Here is a 15,548-nt window from a genome sequence, read left to right as displayed (position 1 = left end):
TCTAAAAAAACCTATTTAACAGAAAAAAGGAAGGAAAATCATGAAAAACGATATTGGCTGTTATGTTTCGGATTTAAAAGTCATGCAATCCAACGCCGGTTACTATGTTGGTCGGGATTATTGGGAAAAAGCATACCCTGAAATTAAAATGCCCTATTCACGCGAATCCGATTATTTCGCCACCCGCGAACAGGCTCATAACTGTCTGCAGATCATGAAACTGGAAATGTCCTTGGAAGGTTGCTGATTCAACTATTTATACGCTGACAGTCGTTTTACTGTCTGGATGCTGCCGTTAAACATCATCAACCGTAAATTTGCGGACACGGCTTTTTTATTAACCCGGCCTTTGGCCAAATATCCCACTGTTTCGTATGTTCTATACGGCAGTGGTTTTTTCTAAGGAAACGTTTATGAAATACAGTTCCAATAAAGATTTCCAAGTCTATATTGCCAGTTTGGTTGCGAGCAAAAAATGGACTTATAAAAAAAACAAACGTGGCAGACATGCCTCGCTATTACATATCAACGGGCAGAAATTGCCCGTGCCGAGTTCTCCCGGTGATTACCGTGCCCTTCGAAATTTCAAGACGGGAATACGGAATATTGCCAGGCAAGAATAAACCATAATTTTTTAACCCCTTGGGGATACTGTCCCCTTTGGGCACGGTATCCACCTTACTTTTGGAGATTACCATGTCCATTAACCATCTGATGCACCCCCGTGTTGCGCATAACCACCGTGACAACGGATACTTCCCCACTGACCAAGCTACATTGGCCCGCATAGCCGCTTACCTTGATATTCCGGCATCCGCTGGAGGTTTGTTACGCATATTTGATCCTTGCTGTGGAACAGGAGAAGCCCTGGCTACTCTAGCTTCTACTTTGCAATCGGAAAAAATAAGTTGTCAAACTTACGGGATTGAACTGGAGAAAGACCGAGCTGAAGAGGCAATGAGTCGTCTGACCAGTGTCATTAAATCCGATGTGGAAAACTGCACCATGCAGGGTTCGGCAGTCGGCCTCCTGTTTCTGAATCCTCCTTACGGCTTTACCGCCAAAGACAATCTATCTAATCAAAGAACCAAACGGCTTGAAGAACTTTTCTTTGCGCGTACCTTCGGTACTTTGCAGCCAGGCGGAGTGTTGGTAATGATTGTTCCGGAAGCCGCTCTGACAGAGCATCTAACCGGCGAAATCGCTACCCACTGTACGGATGTCCGTATGATAAGGGCTGCGGTGGATACCTACAAACAGCTGGTTATCTTCGGAATTCGACCGAAAAACAAAGCCTCTATCAGCAAAAAACAGGCAGATGCCCAACAAAGGCTCCTGCTTGATTTTGAAAATGCCCCTGAGACTTTGCCAGCCGGTACGCCTGCATACTGTGTGCCTATTGCACCCAATAAGGTCTTTCGCCCAAGAAGCTTTAAATTGGAGCAGGATATATTGGAACGTGAACTGGGACAGCAGCAATCCCGCACGTTATGGCCATCGTTTTCTCAACATTTCGGCACCAGTGCCGTTATAGCCGAAAAACGCCGGCCTTTATGTACTCTGGGTCAGTGGCATGCTGCTTTAGCATTAGCCGCCGGCCAAGTTAATGGCGTTGTCACCTCAACCAATGGTCGAAAGCTGTTGGTTAAAGGTTCAACCCATAAAACCAAAGTAGAAACCAAATCGGAAGAGTACGACAACAAGGATAGACTTGTGGTCACGATTACCTCAACTGACCGGTTTTCTCCAAGCATACGGGCAATTGATTTGACCGAGGGATCGCCGGATTTTGGCCGAGTCCTGACAATCAAATAAATAGATTGGCCTATTCAATTTTTAAACCCTGCCGGGTACTTCCCGCAGGGGTGTATCCGGCTTTCTTTAAGGATACACCTAATGGAACAACTTGATCTGGCGGCTATGGCTGCATGTGATACCCCTTATCTGTTTCGCCTGGGCCGAGTGTCTATGACGGCAACAGTAGATAACTGGGCAAAAGAGCACCTGCCTGCACAACTGTATGACAATGATCTTTATGCCCAAATATTGCTTGATGCCCACCGCCGTGGCATATGGGGTGATCTTCCCCCTGAAGATGCAAAGTTGAATCAGCTGGCACTCAAGCCAGGTGAAGAAGGCAGAATAATGTCTTCTTACAAGATCGGGGACCAAAAAATTTGGGTCATTACAGAATGGGACAGAAGTCTTACCACACTCCTGTTTCCGGAAGATTACTGACCTTGTAATCGTTATATACCTCACCTGCCTTCGGGCAGGTATTTTCAGACGACTTTAGCAAGGCCGTCTGAAAATATCTGTCTTTACAGGCTGGCAGACCTTATCTGTCTTGTGTCCTGCCGTTAAACATGACACGCATCCTTCGGGATGTACGGCATTTTCTTTTATCAACCCCGTGGGGACCGTACCCATGGGGAACGGTATCCCATTTTTTTAGGAGCAATACCGTGAAAAAAAATATTGAAACTTATATCGTATGGTTCAAAAAGGAGTTTGAAGTGGCTGGCAAGGCTGCTGAGGCCCTTAACGGACAGGTCATCTATTATCCATCCAACGACGAAAGCCTCACCGATAAGATCGGTTGCAAATTGGCCGAGCTGGGCTATTCCGCCAATCTGATCAGTGCCATCGTACCTGTGGCCGAATACGTCAGAATGGAAAACGAAATGGGATCTGTACCCAATATGACCGAAAACCACCATACCGCCGCCGTATCCTTTTCCGTCATGAACGACCATGACGCGTGGACGGCATTGTTGCGTCAACCCGGTTTCGCCGACATGTTGACAGATGACCAGGCTCAGGAGGTTTTCCAAAGCATTATGCGAGGCCGTGATGTCGGTTACAGCATGCTGATGGAGGCAGTGTTCGACAGCGGCATGCCTGATAACGACAGCTTTGTGCTGGTCCCCGTTCCTCAGATTGGCGGTTACGACGACATCGCCTACCTGCTTAAAGATGTGGAATACGGTCCGTCCGGTCATATCGAATTCTTGGAACAAGTTGTTTCGGAAAAAACGGCTGCCTGGCTGTTCGAACGCAACGAAGCGACCGTGCTTCAATGGATGGAGACGAACGGCTTAAATTGGGGAAATTTTACCGATTTAAACGCATCCCGACCGGAATCAAAAGGCAAAGTCATCCATAAAGCTATCAAAAGCTGGGCTATCGATACCGTAAGGCGTAATTTGAACAGCCTTGCACTGCAAACCTCTTAAACCATGTAATCTAAATATGTAGAACGGAATATCCGTTCCTTTTTTCAACCCCGAGGGGCTGACCGCCCTTCTGGGCGGTAGTCCCGTTTTTTTGGAGTATTTCTTATGCAAACCTACATCATTACCATGGATATGGAAAACGAACTGTCTGAAGCAGCTGCGAGTGCTTTGAACGGACATTTTTTTATCTGTCCACAAAACTATCAGGCAATTTTGGATCAGGTATCGGATTATCTGTCCGATAAAGGCTTTCCACACGGTATTGCCCAAGATGTCTTTGAAGCGGTCGAGTATTTCGCGCAAAACTTCCATTCGGAAAATTGGCCGTCCAAAGACCTTAACCTGTTCGCGGCGGCTGTATCGGTAGAGCATTCCGTTGAGGATCAAGGCTGCGCCGATCTGCTTCATCTGTTGAGAAACAAGGACGATGTGGAAGCGTCTTTCGAAGTTTATGTCGAAGACCTGACCGGTAAAGACCTGCAGTGGGTTTATGGCCGCAATCGTGATGCAGTCAACCTTTGGCTGGCTGAAAGCAGAACCGACCTCTTTGAGCTACTCGAAACACAGGAGAATCTGGCTGAAGTTGTAACCGTTTTGTGGGCCAAAGCCGTATTGGGAAAGTATTTCGACAAATATGGCCGTAATAAGCCAAGCAGTTCACAACTGGAAGCTGACGAAGCGGTATCAGCATAAACCTATTTTTCAACCCCACGGGGATACATTCCCCGACGGGCGCGTATCCCTCTTTTTATCCTGAAAGGAAATATCGTGTCCGTTTCAAAATATTTCATGCTTCGCCCATCCGTTTTGGACTGGGACTTTATCGAAAAACACTATCCCAATTACTACCGCAGTAACGCCATCCTCAAATCGGACGATATGAGTTACTGTCTTGGGGATATGGGGGATGTTCCCCTCGATACAGTAATTACAAAGGAAAGTTATACGGCATTTGAAGAATATGCCGAAGACCCTGCCTATCGTGTCGAAAACGGCTTTGCCGACTTTATCGGCAGCGGTCTGACGTTTGGCCAGACAGCCGATTATTTTGACGATTGGCTGTATGCCGTCGCAGTTCTCGAAGGAGAAGGCTGTATCCAGGTCAGTGAAGCGGTACGCCTTTGGGCCGAAAAAGTCTTCAACACACCTGCAGAAAAGCGCAGGCAATGGTACGCAGGCAGACTGTCGACTGATCCCAAGCCGTCTGATGCAGAACGTTTGTTAATTGAAGTGGCAAACTATATTGCCCTGAAATACGGTTTGGTCTTTGGCGAAACCGGCGAATCGGTCTTGGATGTGTTTGAAAACATCCTTCAGGCCCATTTATACCGTGAGGCAGAGCCTGGCTTTTCATTTCACCTCAAACCCGATCGGTTGGGCTTGTCCGTGTCCGGCCGCAGCAGCTATCTTCAGTTGCAGAGTATGGTGATCAGCAACGACATGCCTGTCTCAGCTGCACAGACTCTGATTGACATTCTGATTTCCGGAAACGTACCGAATACGGCGGTTTCCGATTGAAATTGCACCTCTCACCTGCCTTCGGGCAGGTATTTTCAGACGACCTTCATGTGAGGTCTTCTAAAAATACCTGTCTTTACAGGCCGGCAGACCTTATCTGCCACCCGCGTATTGCCGTTACCCATTGCGCACGTCCTTCGGGACGGACGGCTATTTTTTAACCCCGTGGGGAACACGATCCCTACGGACTGTGTTCTCCGTTTTCTTTTTAAGGAGCAACACAATGCAAAACTTTATCGTATGGATGAATCCCGATCGGGAAGAATCGGCAACTGCGGCCGCCAAATTGAACGGTGCGGTATTGACCGCCCACACGGACGGTGTCATGGCCGCCATTTGCCGCGAACTGAAAAAAATGGGTTTAGAGGCTGATTTAGCCGTCTTTGCCCAAGCCTGTGAAGAGTTTACCAAACAGGCCAATGCGGACATGGTTTGTATCAGCAGTAGCGACGGCGATGCCGTTGCAGCCGTCACTTACCTTGAGGACGGTTACGCCGGTGAAGGCGTATCCGCCGTTGCTGACCTGCGCTTTCTGATGTCAGTTTTCAGGTACTGTTTCAACAAGCCTGAAAAAGCAATCGTACTTCAGGATGCTTTGCATCATCTGTCAGATGCAGATATTGCCTGGCTTTTCAGTCGCCACAGCAATGCCATCATCGAGTGGCAGTCGAATGAAGGGCTAGGACTGTACGAGTTCGGTTTCAGTCTATCCGATGTTCTGACTGATGGCTGCCGCCATGTGCTACGCGAAGTCGTCACCGGCTGGCTGCACCGTGAAATCCTGCCCGAACTGTACAATGAGCAGGCATGACCATCGTTAATCAAAAGTACATCCTCTCTATTAACCTTTTTGTATTCAAAGGCAAAGTTATCGTTCAGGTTTCTTTGCTTTTTTTAAAGCACCTGTCGTCTGAAATGTGCTCCGGATTCCCGGTGGCGACTCTTTTATCAACCCGGGCGCATGCCCATTAACCTGCGGGTTTCCTTATCCGCAGGGATGGGGATTCCTGCTTAGGAGCTTTATATGCCTAATTGGTGTAGTAACAGCCTTCATTTTGAGGGCAATCCCGAACGTATCGCTGAAGTGGCGGAACAAATTCTGATCAAAACCGACGATGGGTATCAATTCAGCTTTCAGCATATTGTACCCATGCCGGAGGAGCTGATTCTTCCCGAGGTGCCTGATAGTTACATGCAGCAGACCTGGTTTCAAATTGCTCAACAACCTGAAAAGAAGTTGATCAATTTGGAACAGGAAATGCTGGAACAGAGCGATAAATCCTCTTGGTCCATTCAATATAGATTGCCGGATGAACTTTTCTCCGAATTAAAGCAATATTTTTCGGAAAAATTTGATTGGGACAATCTGACTGTTGGTGAAGTATTTACCCATTTTGAAGATAACGCTGAAGTCGCATCTCGTTTTCGTTATGATCAACAATTTGCCAAGCGTATTGCGGAAAACATCCGCCAATACGGTCATCTGGATTGGTATGGCTGGCGAATGGCTAACTGGGGCTGCAAATGGGACGTAGATCCCGACTGCACTTTTGTGACGGTTGGGGAAAGCGACATCTGGATCAGCTGTGACACTGCCTGGGGTCCTCCGGATAGGCTTTATGAAGAAATCGCAAAACGTTTTCCTGACGTAAAATTTGAAGCCAAATACCTTGAGGAAGGAATGTGGTTTGCGGGATCTTATGAAGGTCACGAAGGCGCGTTATTCGAGTATCCTTGCGAAGAAGATGAAGTGCGAGCCTTCGCGATTGAGCATTTCGGTTGTGAGTACGACGAGGATGAAGATTCCTAGTAGTTATCATAACTTGTAATTTTGAATGAACCTACCCTTTCGGGAGCAACCCGAAAGGGTTGTCTCCCATTTTGGAGACTAGTATGTGTAATATCAAAACCGAAAGCAATGAAATTCATGAAAAACCAAAATTCACACTTTCCAAAGAAGACGGGATGCAAAAATTGCAGATTGTTTTCCCGGAGGAAAGTGAAGAGCTTTTTAATATTCATCAGTCCGACGAATACGACTATTCAGTTCCAGATTTAGAAGTTAGCGTAGATGTCGAGTTACTCTATCATGCGATAAAGATTCTTGCTGAAAACCCTAACAAGCTTCATCACCTTGCAATACATTGTGATGTGTGTTCTGAAGGATTCGAAGGCAAGTTGAGATATGAGAGATTGGTTTTAACGACCTATACGTCGTCTATGACTTTTTTCTTGGAGTTTTTCAATGATTGGACAGGAACTCTCTACGAGATGGATTTGACAGGACAATTCAAAGAATTTATTGGATACACGTTTCCTGTTACTGAACCTTTGTCAAAACTGAAAAAACTGCTCGATCAAGATGATTGATGTATAAACCCAACGGCTGCCTAGGCAGCCGTTTTTTTTATCTCTTGTATAGTATAAACTATGTCAAACGGAAATTCTTGAGTTTATCTAGGATATAAACTTTTTGAAACACTTACTAATATTGTAGATTTTGAGCGGTGTTTGGCTTGGGCGTGAATGGAAAACGACTAAATAAGGAAAAATAATGCTTTTGCTTCGGCGTGAATATATTGATCGGTTGTTTGATATGTTGATAGCAAATCACAGGTTTGAAACCCCATTCCAAATAACAGAATACGATGGTGGGATGAATTTTTTAGGTTCGCTTGGAGAAGTCCCTGTACACGAACTTGGAAACCGATCTGCAACATTATGCTTTGAATGGAGGGGAGAAATTTCTAATCCACGGGATACGCACAATATTACCGGTATGCAGCCAAACATTCTTTATGACTTTAATGGTTCAGGACGGCACTTTGATAATCCAGATCCGCGTTACCTGCTTCCCGTAGGTTCAAAGGGACTAATTCTGAAGCATATCGTAATTAATGATGAAGACGAACTTTTGAGAATTTGGTGTAGGAGACGAAAAATCTATAACCGACAATATCGGATATTGAATGCAATTCCCATTGTACGGAACATTTTATTGCACAAGGCATGGCAGGAAATTTACCGGATAAATGAAATGTTCCGTAAAACACCATTCGAAATTTCAATATGTTACTGTAGAAAAGAAATGGATGATTAATCTTTTGATTCCTATATCTATACAAAAGGAATAACTATTTTGTTTTTGTTACAAATTCAAAATATGGCTATAATGCCATAATCAAATTTAGTTCATCAAGATTTCAAGGTAAAACAATGCCCATACTAGATTGGTCTGATAAGCAGAAAGCGGTACATATTGCAAAGAAAAGCCCGTACCGCTTATTGGTAGAAAAACCGGAATACTCGTATAGTTCAGATTCTGTCTGTGATAATGAAGGAACCAGCTTCAATCATCAAAATACAGAAAATATCATCATTCAGGGTGATAACCTTGATGCCTTAAAGTCCCTGCTACCGTTTTACGCCGGCAGCGTTAAATGTGTCTTCATCGACCCCCCGTACAATACTCAAAAAGCTTTTACCCACTACGACGATGGACTTGAACACAGCATCTGGCTCAATATGATGTACCCACGCCTCGAGCTATTGCATGAAATGCTAGCGGAAGACGGCAGTATTTGGATTACTATCGACGACCGAGAAGCGCATTATCTGAAAGTAATGTGCGACGAAATTTTCGGGCGGGGAAATTTTGTAGCCAATATAGTGTGGAATCATAGGAAAAGTGTTCAAAGTGATATTGTTATCAGCCTATCTCATAATCATCTTTTAGTTTACGCAAAATCAAAAGACAAAGTTGCACTAAATCGATTGCAGTTAGTCGATGCTGACAAATACAGCAATCCAGATAATGACCCTCGTGGGTTGTGGTATGCAACCCCTTTTGATGCACCTAATATTCGACCAAATCTAACGTATCCAATTACAAACCCAAATACAGGTGAAGAATATTTGCCACCCAAAGGACGATGTTGGCGCACAACACAAGATGAATATTTAAAAGCTCTTGCTGATAATAGAATTGTTTTTGGTAAAACCGGTAAATCAAAGCCACAAATGAAGCGTTTTTTAAGCGAAGCTGAATCTAAAGGTAGTAGCGTAAAAACTTGGTGGGATGATGCTGGAACTGCCACGGAAGGTACAAAAGAATTACAAAAGATGGATTTTGACTTTGATACGCCAAAGCCGGAACGCCTACTAGAAAAAGTATTACAAATTGCCACCAACCCTAATGACCTTGTACTCGACAGCTTTGCCGGTTCTGGCACGACCGCAGCCGTCGCCCACAAGATGAACCGCCGGTATATCGGCATCGACATCGGTGATCATGCCAAAACACATATCGTCCCCCGTCTGAAGCAGGTCATAGACGGTGAACAAGGTGGTGTTTCCAAGTCTGTCGGCTGGAATGGCGGCGGTTCTTTCCGCTTCTACGAACTGGGCGAAAATATCTTCGATCGCTATGGCGACATCAACAGTCAGGTCAGTTTTGACGGGCTGGCTGCCTATATCTGGTTCCATATTACCCGTCGGCCACTGTCCGTTTCAGATGGTCTCAAATCCGGTACTCCCCTGGTCGGCATATATGAAGATACTGCCTATTACCTGCTCTACAACGGCATCTTGGGCGACAGGCGACCACAGGGCGGCAATGTACTGACCCGAAAGGTGCTGTCGGAATTACCCGATTTAGACAGATTTGTTTCAAACGGACTCAAAATCGTGGTGTACGGCGAAGCCTGTCGTTTGGGCAGTTCTACGCTCGATCAAAAGCGGATCACTTTCAAACAGATTCCGTATCATGTTACGGATAAATAAGGGGAAGATAATGGAACTGAAAAAATATCAGAAGGACGCATTGGGCAATGTTTCCGAGTTTTTGACCATGTGTCGCGATATGCCGTCTGAAGAGGCTTTCGCCCAACTACAACCTGATTTTCCCTACCGAAAGCCTTGTGAAGAGTTGAATATCCCCTATGTCTGTGTCCGTATTCCCACCGGCGGCGGTAAAACGTTGCTGGCAGCACATTCCGTATCTAGTGCAGCTCAAGATTATCTGGACACCGACTATCCGGTGGTTTTGTGGCTGGTTCCGAGCGATACTGTCAAAACACAAACTGCCTCTGCACTCAACAATCCCCGCCATGCCTACCGGCAGGCACTGGATTCCGCGTTCAAGCGGGAGGTGGTAATCGTGACGGTTGAAAACTTTGCGCAGCTCAAACCGCAAGATTTCGGAGGCAAAACCATCGTCGTGGTTTCCACCATTGCAAATTTCCGCATTGACAGCCAGAAAAAGGAAATGCGCAAAATCTACAAGCACAACGAGCATTTGGAAGCGCATTTTGCACGTTTGCCGGAATCATCACTCTCCATACTTGAACGTATCACAGAAGATGATTTGTCTGAACAAGGACTTCAAAGATCCTCTGTCGGTAGGGTCAAATGTTCGTTTGCTAATCTACTCGCCGCCTATCGACCATTGGTTATTGTCGATGAGGCACACAATGCCCGTACCCAGCTAACTTTTGATACATTAAGCCGTCTGAAACCTTCGGCCATTTTGGAATTTACTGCTACTCCTAATACAGACGCTCATTTTGGTAGCAATATTATCTATCATGTTGGAGCAGCCGCACTCAAAGCGGAAAGCATGATTAAATTGCCGATTTATTTACAAGATCACAGCTCTCACAGCTGGGAAGAAATAGTCGATGCAGCGGTATTACAGCGTTCCGACCTTGCAAGCAAAGCTCAGTTAGAACCTGAATATATACGACCCGTCATACTGTTCCAAGCCGAAAACAAAAATGGAACCGTAACGGTTAATGTTCTTCGTGATTATCTGATCAATAAGCTCAACATAGATGATAGTAAAATCGCGGTAGTAACCGGGACGCAACGAGAACTGGATAATATTGACCTTTTATCGCCTCAATGCCCTATAGAAATCGTTATTACAGTTGAAGCCCTTAAGGAGGGCTGGGACTGCCCGTTTGCCTATGTATTCTGCTCATTACAGAACGTCTCATCAGCCAAAGATGCAGAACAGTTGCTTGGTCGCGTGCTGCGTATGCCTTATGCCAAAAAAAGGATAGTTGAGGATTTAAATTGTGCTTATGCGCACTTACTATCCTATCAATTTGGAATGGCAGCCGCAACTTTGACAGATAAATTGATCGATATGGGATTTAATCACTTGGAAATTGCCAAGATGTTGAAATCAGGTGAAAACATATCGGATAACAGCATCTCGGGCCAAGATGACCTTTTCGGTACCGTAACATCGCAGCCTCATTTTCAGCCTACCTCAACATTTGAACTAACAAGCTTGCCAGACATGGGTTTACTGGACAAAGAGCAACGCGACAGCATTCGTATGACTATACTGGAAGATGGATCTACCCTTTTACAAGTTAGTGGTCCTATCGATGACAAAACAAGTCAACTGATATTGGAAAATACACCAAACGGTAAAAAACGAAAAGCAGCGGCTGACAGGATTGAAATTCACAACAATAAGATCGAGTTAGCTAAATTTCCTGCAGAAAAAGGTGAGATTTTTCCAGCAATCCCCCAACTATGCCTGAAATATCAAGGTGAATTGGATTTGTTTGAAGCTGATGTACTGACAGAGGTTGCAGGTTGGAACATCAACGACTATCCGGCGGAAGTTCGCTTTCATACGGAAGGTGATCGTTTTTTCCAAATTGACTTGGACGAAAGCTCAAATAAAGAAGTTGTTTATCGCTCCAGTCAGCAGAATTTAGCGTCGGATGATGGATTTTTAGAAGTTGAACCTGATGATTTGGTACGTTGGCTGGCTGATAAAATTGATCACGCACATACTCCGATAAAGCAGATGTTGCCATTCCTGAAACGTGTTGTTGATAATCTTCTCTCTAAACCAGAAAATACACTCGCCGACTTAATACACCACAAATTTGCCCTAAGCCGTGCCATCTCAGGGCTGATTGACAGCTACCGGAGTAAGGCTATCGGTGAGTGTTACCGGCAAACTCTGTTTGATGATAGTTCAGAATGGGAAGCATGTTTAGATGCAGAATTCTGTTACAAGTTTAATCTTGAAAATTACGTTCCCATGCCACCCTTCTATCAGGGGAAGTATCGTTTCCAAAAACATTTCTTTGATGAAATTGAAAACCTAAAACCCACAGGTGAAGAGTTCGAATGTGCCTTCTATTTGGACACCCTCAAAGAAGTTAAATGGTGGATACGCAACCCAGACATCGGGAAACGAGGATTTTGGCTTCCCCTTTCAGGTAGTTCAGGCAATAAACGCTTTTTCCCCGATTTTATTTGCGAACTGAACGATGGCAGGATATTGGTAGTGGAATATAAAGGCAAAAGCCTAGCCACAAACGATGACAGTAAGGAAAAAGAGGTAATTGGTCGTTATTGGGCGGATAAAAGTGATGGGAAATGCCTGTTCGTCATGGCCGTCAAAGAGGATGGCCAAGGCAGAAGCATGCAACAACAGATCCAGGCTGTATTAAAGAGTTAAAAAAGGTCGTCTGAACTTCAGACGACCTTTTTTAACTCAATGCCTTTATTTTCGCCGGCAAAGGCGGTAATTGATACATTGAACAAAAAAATGCAGACACAAATTTCCGTGTGAGCCTTTTTTTGTTAGAATGATTTTGTTACGAAATCAAAATAGCTCATTATGGAACAAGCTTCAAAAAAACGCGGTGGAAGAAGAGATGGTGCAGGACGCAAAAGCAAGTCCGGTGAAGCTACTGCGGTTAAACGTATCCCGGTGTCACTGATACCAACAGTCGATGCCATGATCGCTTCTACAGCCATGCCTCAAGGTAGCCTTATACCCATTAATCGGACAACACTAAAAGTACCATATGCTCTCGAGAAAATCCCCGCAGGATTCCCATCTCCGGCGGAGCCGTATGTTGCTGACTATCTCGATTTTAACGAATACCTTATCACAAACCCGTCTGCCACCTTCGCCGCACGCTCCGGTGGCTATTCCATGCTCGACGCGGGTATCGGTAAAGACGATATTATGATCATCGACCGATCCAAAACGCCGAAGCACGGCGATATTGTGATGGCCGATGTTGGCAATGAGTTTACGATCAAACGACTGTACAAAGTTCCAGGTCGCAAGCCCGAGCTACACTCTGAAAATGCCTCCGGCGAGTACCCTGACTTTATACCTGATGACAGTGATACCTGGACAGTCGTTGGCGTTGTAACCTTCGTTATCAAAGATGTTCGTCAGGGAAGCTAAGATGTTTGCCCTTATTGATGGGAACAGCTTTTACTGTTCTTGCGAAAGAGTTTTCAGACCGGAATTGAAAAATACCCCAGTCGTTGTCCTGTCAAACAACGACGGCTGTGTGGTTGCACGATCTACCGAAGCAAAGGCTTTAGGCATTAAGATGGGGGAACCCTATTTCCGTGTGAAACACTTAGTTTCTCAAGGCCGTCTGAAAGCTTATTCGAGCAATTACGAACTCTATGCAGACCTGTCCCGGAGGATGATGGAAACTATCGCTGGGTGTGTTCCGGCGGTTGAAGTCTATTCTATTGATGAATGTTTCGCAGATATGTCCGGCATTGAAAATCTTGCTGTACATGGGCATCAAATTCGCTGCCGTGTTTTACAATGGGTTGGCATACCAACTTGCGTTGGCATTGCTCCGACCAAGACGCTGGCCAAGTTTTGCAACCATCTTGCCAAACGTTACCCCGATCACTTTGGAGGAGTGGTGGTTTGGTCAGATTGGAATGAGTCTGTCCGCCTTCGTGCCTTGCGCAGCCAGAGTGTCGATGAGATTTGGGGAATCGGGGGTAGAACAGCGGCCAAACTGGCGGCACAAGGAATTTATACCGCATTGGACTTTGTTCGGGCGGATACCGCTACCCTGCGCCGGCGATACGGCGTGACGGTCGAACGGACGCAGCGCGAAATGCAGGGTATTGCCTGTGATGGTTTGCACCCCGAACCGCAAACAAGGCAGAATCTTGTCCGCAGCCGCAGTTTTGGAACGTGTATCGAAACACCGGAGGCGTTGCAGGCGGCGATTACACATCACATCAGTTCGGGGGCAGAAGCCTTGCGTCGTGACGGACTGGCGGCTTCTGCCGTTACCGTATTCCTACACACGGATTTTTTCCGGGAAAAAGCCCCTCAATACCATAAGAGCCTGAGCCGTAATTTGGCCGTGCCGACAGCAGATACCATCATCCTGAACCGGGAGGCGCAAAATCTGTTGGCGAACGTTTACCGAGGCGGCTACCTCTATAAAAAATGCGGGATAGAATTGCATGGGCTGAAACCAGCCGGACATGTACAAACGGACCTATGGCAGCCGGAAGCCGTCAATCCAGTTATGGAGGCATGGGACAAAATCAATCGCCGGTACGGTAGAGGCCGTCTAAAACTTGCCTCCGAACTGCTTGCGGATGACTGGAAAATGAACAGAGATAGGTTGAGCCTGTGCTATACCACACGGTTTGCGGATTTGCTCGTAGTCTAAGGATATGATTTCCCCAAAACATCCACAAAATCTGTGGATAATATTCCATAGAAAAAAGGTTGTCTGAACTTCAGACGACCTTTTTTTAACTCTTCAAATATTAAACAAAATATGATGTCAAAGTTACAAATAAATGACACAATAATGCAGAAAAGCCCGGCCGCCGCACCAAACAAGTGCGGCGGCCGGGCTTTTCTATTTTTAGCGGAATACGCCCTCTGTATAAGCTGAGGGCGTGGGAGGTTCAGGCTCAACGGTTGCCGGATGACTTGCTTGGTTTTAAAGACGGAGTATTTCCAGGCGTGCTTTTATTATCACGGCGTCGCTGATCGGGTTTGCCTGTTGATTTTGCAATCGGTTTTGGTCCAGGTTTTAACGGCATATTTAGGCTCCTAGAGTGAAGATTATAGATACGGCATGTATATTGGTATGACAGGATTTTTTTCAAGAATCGAGTATTTAAAAATAATAATCAGCCTTAGTATATGTTTAGTTTATATGTCTTTATGCAACAACATTTAGCAACCTTAAGTGCAAAAGAAAGAAAAACCTTTGGTTAATGTCTATTATTTCGCGCTCTCATCCACACTTCACCTGCTTCCTTCGCAATTATAGGCGCGTTTTTAATTTGTTCTATCGTGATATTCTTGGGCTGAGAAATCAGACTTCCATCAAATACACCGTCTGAAACTTTTGAAAATTGAAAAACCCAACCATCTTCATGTGTTGCGGTTTGAGTTTCAAAATCAACCGTCCAACGGCGTTGCCAGTTTCTATTTTGGTGTGGCATTTATTTTCCTTTCAAAAAAAGCCGCCATGTTTCAGGCGACATTTGTTCATTTTTGAGTTGAATGGCTGTCAATGGGGAAGCTTTGTAAACGTCCTGTCCTACTAGGGCGTTTATGAATACCCTATTTACTGACATGAGACGAATATACGCTTCAGTAAGGGAGCAGAAAAGGGCGAAGACCTTCCCTGTTCCCGAGCTGTCGGCGGCGAGACTGGGGGTGTGGGGGCAAAGCACCCACTGAAATATAAAATTTCTAAAATTTATATTGATTTTGTTACCAGCTAGTTACTTTAAATCGTAAAAATAGTTGTTCCTACTCAAATCCACCGAGATATGTGACCAACTCCTCCAACATCAAGCTAATGCCTTCTGTCATCAAGATCTGAGAAGCAAACGTCAAGCTGGCGGCATCATCGCCATTGTTTTCAGCTTCTTCTTGCAAAGAGTCCAAATATTGTATGCGTTTGAGTGTAAAGTCTTGGGTGAGGATGAACGCGATTTGTTCGCGCCATACCAAGC

Annotated in this window: 17 protein-coding genes; 15 read left to right on the top strand and 2 right to left on the bottom strand. The window is 45.3% G+C overall.

The window, feature by feature from the left end:
• Positions 1-40 precede the first annotated feature (40 nt).
• The 15 genes from HMPREF2661_RS02270 (at position 41) to HMPREF2661_RS02200 (ending at position 14,239) form a co-directional block, all read left to right on the top strand.
• Positions 41-247, top strand: coding sequence for a hypothetical protein (locus tag HMPREF2661_RS02270; protein WP_070822233.1), 207 nt, complete (start codon positions 41-43; stop codon positions 245-247).
• 166 nt (positions 248-413) lie between these two features.
• The gene (locus tag HMPREF2661_RS02265; RefSeq protein ID WP_049323396.1) at positions 414-623 is read left to right on the top strand and encodes a hypothetical protein; all 210 of its coding nucleotides are present in this window, start codon (positions 414-416) and stop codon (positions 621-623) included.
• Between the two features lie 73 nt (positions 624-696).
• Positions 697-1,815: a DUF6094 domain-containing protein gene (locus HMPREF2661_RS02260; RefSeq protein WP_070822232.1), complete on the top strand. Its 1,119-nt coding sequence runs from the start codon at positions 697-699 to the stop codon at positions 1,813-1,815.
• Positions 1,816-1,896: 81 nt separating this feature from the next.
• Positions 1,897-2,238, top strand: a complete 342-nt coding sequence (locus HMPREF2661_RS02255) for a hypothetical protein (RefSeq protein ID WP_070822231.1) — start codon at positions 1,897-1,899, stop codon at positions 2,236-2,238.
• Positions 2,239-2,465: 227 nt separating this feature from the next.
• The gene (locus HMPREF2661_RS02250) at positions 2,466-3,236 is read left to right on the top strand and encodes a hypothetical protein (protein WP_283140437.1); all 771 of its coding nucleotides are present in this window, start codon (positions 2,466-2,468) and stop codon (positions 3,234-3,236) included.
• A 105-nt stretch (positions 3,237-3,341) separates the two neighbouring features.
• Entirely contained in the window at positions 3,342-3,929 is a 588-nt protein-coding gene (locus HMPREF2661_RS02245; RefSeq protein WP_070822230.1) for a hypothetical protein, read from the top strand.
• A gap of 75 nt (positions 3,930-4,004) precedes the next feature.
• The gene (locus HMPREF2661_RS02240) at positions 4,005-4,754 is read left to right on the top strand and encodes a hypothetical protein (protein WP_070822229.1); all 750 of its coding nucleotides are present in this window, start codon (positions 4,005-4,007) and stop codon (positions 4,752-4,754) included.
• Positions 4,755-4,977: 223 nt separating this feature from the next.
• Positions 4,978-5,565, top strand: a complete 588-nt coding sequence (locus tag HMPREF2661_RS02235; RefSeq protein ID WP_070822228.1) for a hypothetical protein — start codon at positions 4,978-4,980, stop codon at positions 5,563-5,565.
• Between the two features lie 213 nt (positions 5,566-5,778).
• Complete coding sequence (locus HMPREF2661_RS02230) at positions 5,779-6,564, top strand: DUF1281 family ferredoxin-like fold protein (protein WP_070822227.1); 786 nt, start codon at positions 5,779-5,781, stop codon at positions 6,562-6,564.
• Positions 6,565-6,647: 83 nt separating this feature from the next.
• Positions 6,648-7,124 carry a hypothetical protein gene (locus HMPREF2661_RS02225; RefSeq protein ID WP_070822226.1) on the top strand — a complete coding sequence of 159 codons (477 nt, stop codon included), beginning with the start codon at positions 6,648-6,650 and terminating at the stop codon, positions 7,122-7,124.
• A gap of 184 nt (positions 7,125-7,308) precedes the next feature.
• On the top strand, positions 7,309-7,854 hold the full coding sequence (locus tag HMPREF2661_RS02220) for a hypothetical protein (RefSeq protein WP_084824298.1): 546 nt from the start codon (positions 7,309-7,311) through the stop codon (positions 7,852-7,854).
• Between the two features lie 116 nt (positions 7,855-7,970).
• Entirely contained in the window at positions 7,971-9,536 is a 1,566-nt protein-coding gene (locus HMPREF2661_RS02215; RefSeq protein WP_070822225.1) for a site-specific DNA-methyltransferase, read from the top strand.
• 10 nt (positions 9,537-9,546) lie between these two features.
• Positions 9,547-12,243: a DEAD/DEAH box helicase gene (locus HMPREF2661_RS02210; protein ID WP_210400051.1), complete on the top strand. Its 2,697-nt coding sequence runs from the start codon at positions 9,547-9,549 to the stop codon at positions 12,241-12,243.
• A 162-nt stretch (positions 12,244-12,405) separates the two neighbouring features.
• Complete coding sequence (gene umuD / locus HMPREF2661_RS02205; protein ID WP_070765308.1) at positions 12,406-12,987, top strand: LexA family protein; 582 nt, start codon at positions 12,406-12,408, stop codon at positions 12,985-12,987.
• 1 nt (position 12,988) lies between these two features.
• Positions 12,989-14,239: a Y-family DNA polymerase gene (locus tag HMPREF2661_RS02200; protein ID WP_070822224.1), complete on the top strand. Its 1,251-nt coding sequence runs from the start codon at positions 12,989-12,991 to the stop codon at positions 14,237-14,239.
• Positions 14,240-14,795: 556 nt separating this feature from the next.
• On the opposite strand, the gene HMPREF2661_RS02195 is transcribed toward HMPREF2661_RS02200, so the two are convergent.
• Together HMPREF2661_RS02195 and rdgC are read right to left on the bottom strand one after the other, a co-directional pair.
• Positions 14,796-15,029 carry a hypothetical protein gene (locus HMPREF2661_RS02195; protein ID WP_070822223.1) on the bottom strand — a complete coding sequence of 78 codons (234 nt, stop codon included), beginning with the start codon at positions 15,027-15,029 and terminating at the stop codon, positions 14,796-14,798.
• 313 nt (positions 15,030-15,342) lie between these two features.
• Positions 15,343-15,548, bottom strand: a 206-nt coding sequence (gene rdgC / locus HMPREF2661_RS02190) for a recombination-associated protein RdgC (protein WP_168166707.1), incomplete at its 5' end; no start/stop codon positions are given.

Origin of the sequence: Neisseria sp. HMSC061B04, assembly GCF_001836705.1 — a bacterium.
Lineage (GTDB): Bacteria > Pseudomonadota > Gammaproteobacteria > Burkholderiales > Neisseriaceae > Neisseria.
Note: the sequence above shows the minus strand (reverse complement) of the source record. Positions and strands in the feature narration are given on the sequence as shown.

Excerpts from the sequence above, each read along its gene's own strand:
- HMPREF2661_RS02270 (WP_070822233.1), top strand. The coding sequence starts at position 41 with ATGAAAAACGATATTGGCTGTTATGTTTCGGATTTAAAAGTCATGCAA.
- HMPREF2661_RS02265 (WP_049323396.1), top strand. The coding sequence starts at position 414 with ATGAAATACAGTTCCAATAAAGATTTCCAAGTCTATATTGCCAGTTTG.
- HMPREF2661_RS02260 (WP_070822232.1), top strand. The coding sequence starts at position 697 with ATGTCCATTAACCATCTGATGCACCCCCGTGTTGCGCATAACCACCGT.
- HMPREF2661_RS02255 (WP_070822231.1), top strand. The coding sequence starts at position 1,897 with ATGGAACAACTTGATCTGGCGGCTATGGCTGCATGTGATACCCCTTAT.
- HMPREF2661_RS02245 (WP_070822230.1), top strand. The coding sequence starts at position 3,342 with ATGCAAACCTACATCATTACCATGGATATGGAAAACGAACTGTCTGAA.
- HMPREF2661_RS02235 (WP_070822228.1), top strand. The coding sequence starts at position 4,978 with ATGCAAAACTTTATCGTATGGATGAATCCCGATCGGGAAGAATCGGCA.
- HMPREF2661_RS02230 (WP_070822227.1), top strand. The coding sequence starts at position 5,779 with ATGCCTAATTGGTGTAGTAACAGCCTTCATTTTGAGGGCAATCCCGAA.
- HMPREF2661_RS02225 (WP_070822226.1), top strand. The coding sequence starts at position 6,648 with ATGTGTAATATCAAAACCGAAAGCAATGAAATTCATGAAAAACCAAAA.
- HMPREF2661_RS02220 (WP_084824298.1), top strand. The coding sequence starts at position 7,309 with ATGCTTTTGCTTCGGCGTGAATATATTGATCGGTTGTTTGATATGTTG.
- HMPREF2661_RS02215 (WP_070822225.1), top strand. The coding sequence starts at position 7,971 with ATGCCCATACTAGATTGGTCTGATAAGCAGAAAGCGGTACATATTGCA.
- HMPREF2661_RS02210 (WP_210400051.1), top strand. The coding sequence starts at position 9,547 with ATGGAACTGAAAAAATATCAGAAGGACGCATTGGGCAATGTTTCCGAG.
- umuD (WP_070765308.1), top strand. The coding sequence starts at position 12,406 with ATGGAACAAGCTTCAAAAAAACGCGGTGGAAGAAGAGATGGTGCAGGA.
- HMPREF2661_RS02200 (WP_070822224.1), top strand. The coding sequence starts at position 12,989 with ATGTTTGCCCTTATTGATGGGAACAGCTTTTACTGTTCTTGCGAAAGA.
- HMPREF2661_RS02195 (WP_070822223.1), bottom strand. The coding sequence starts at position 15,029 with ATGCCACACCAAAATAGAAACTGGCAACGCCGTTGGACGGTTGATTTT.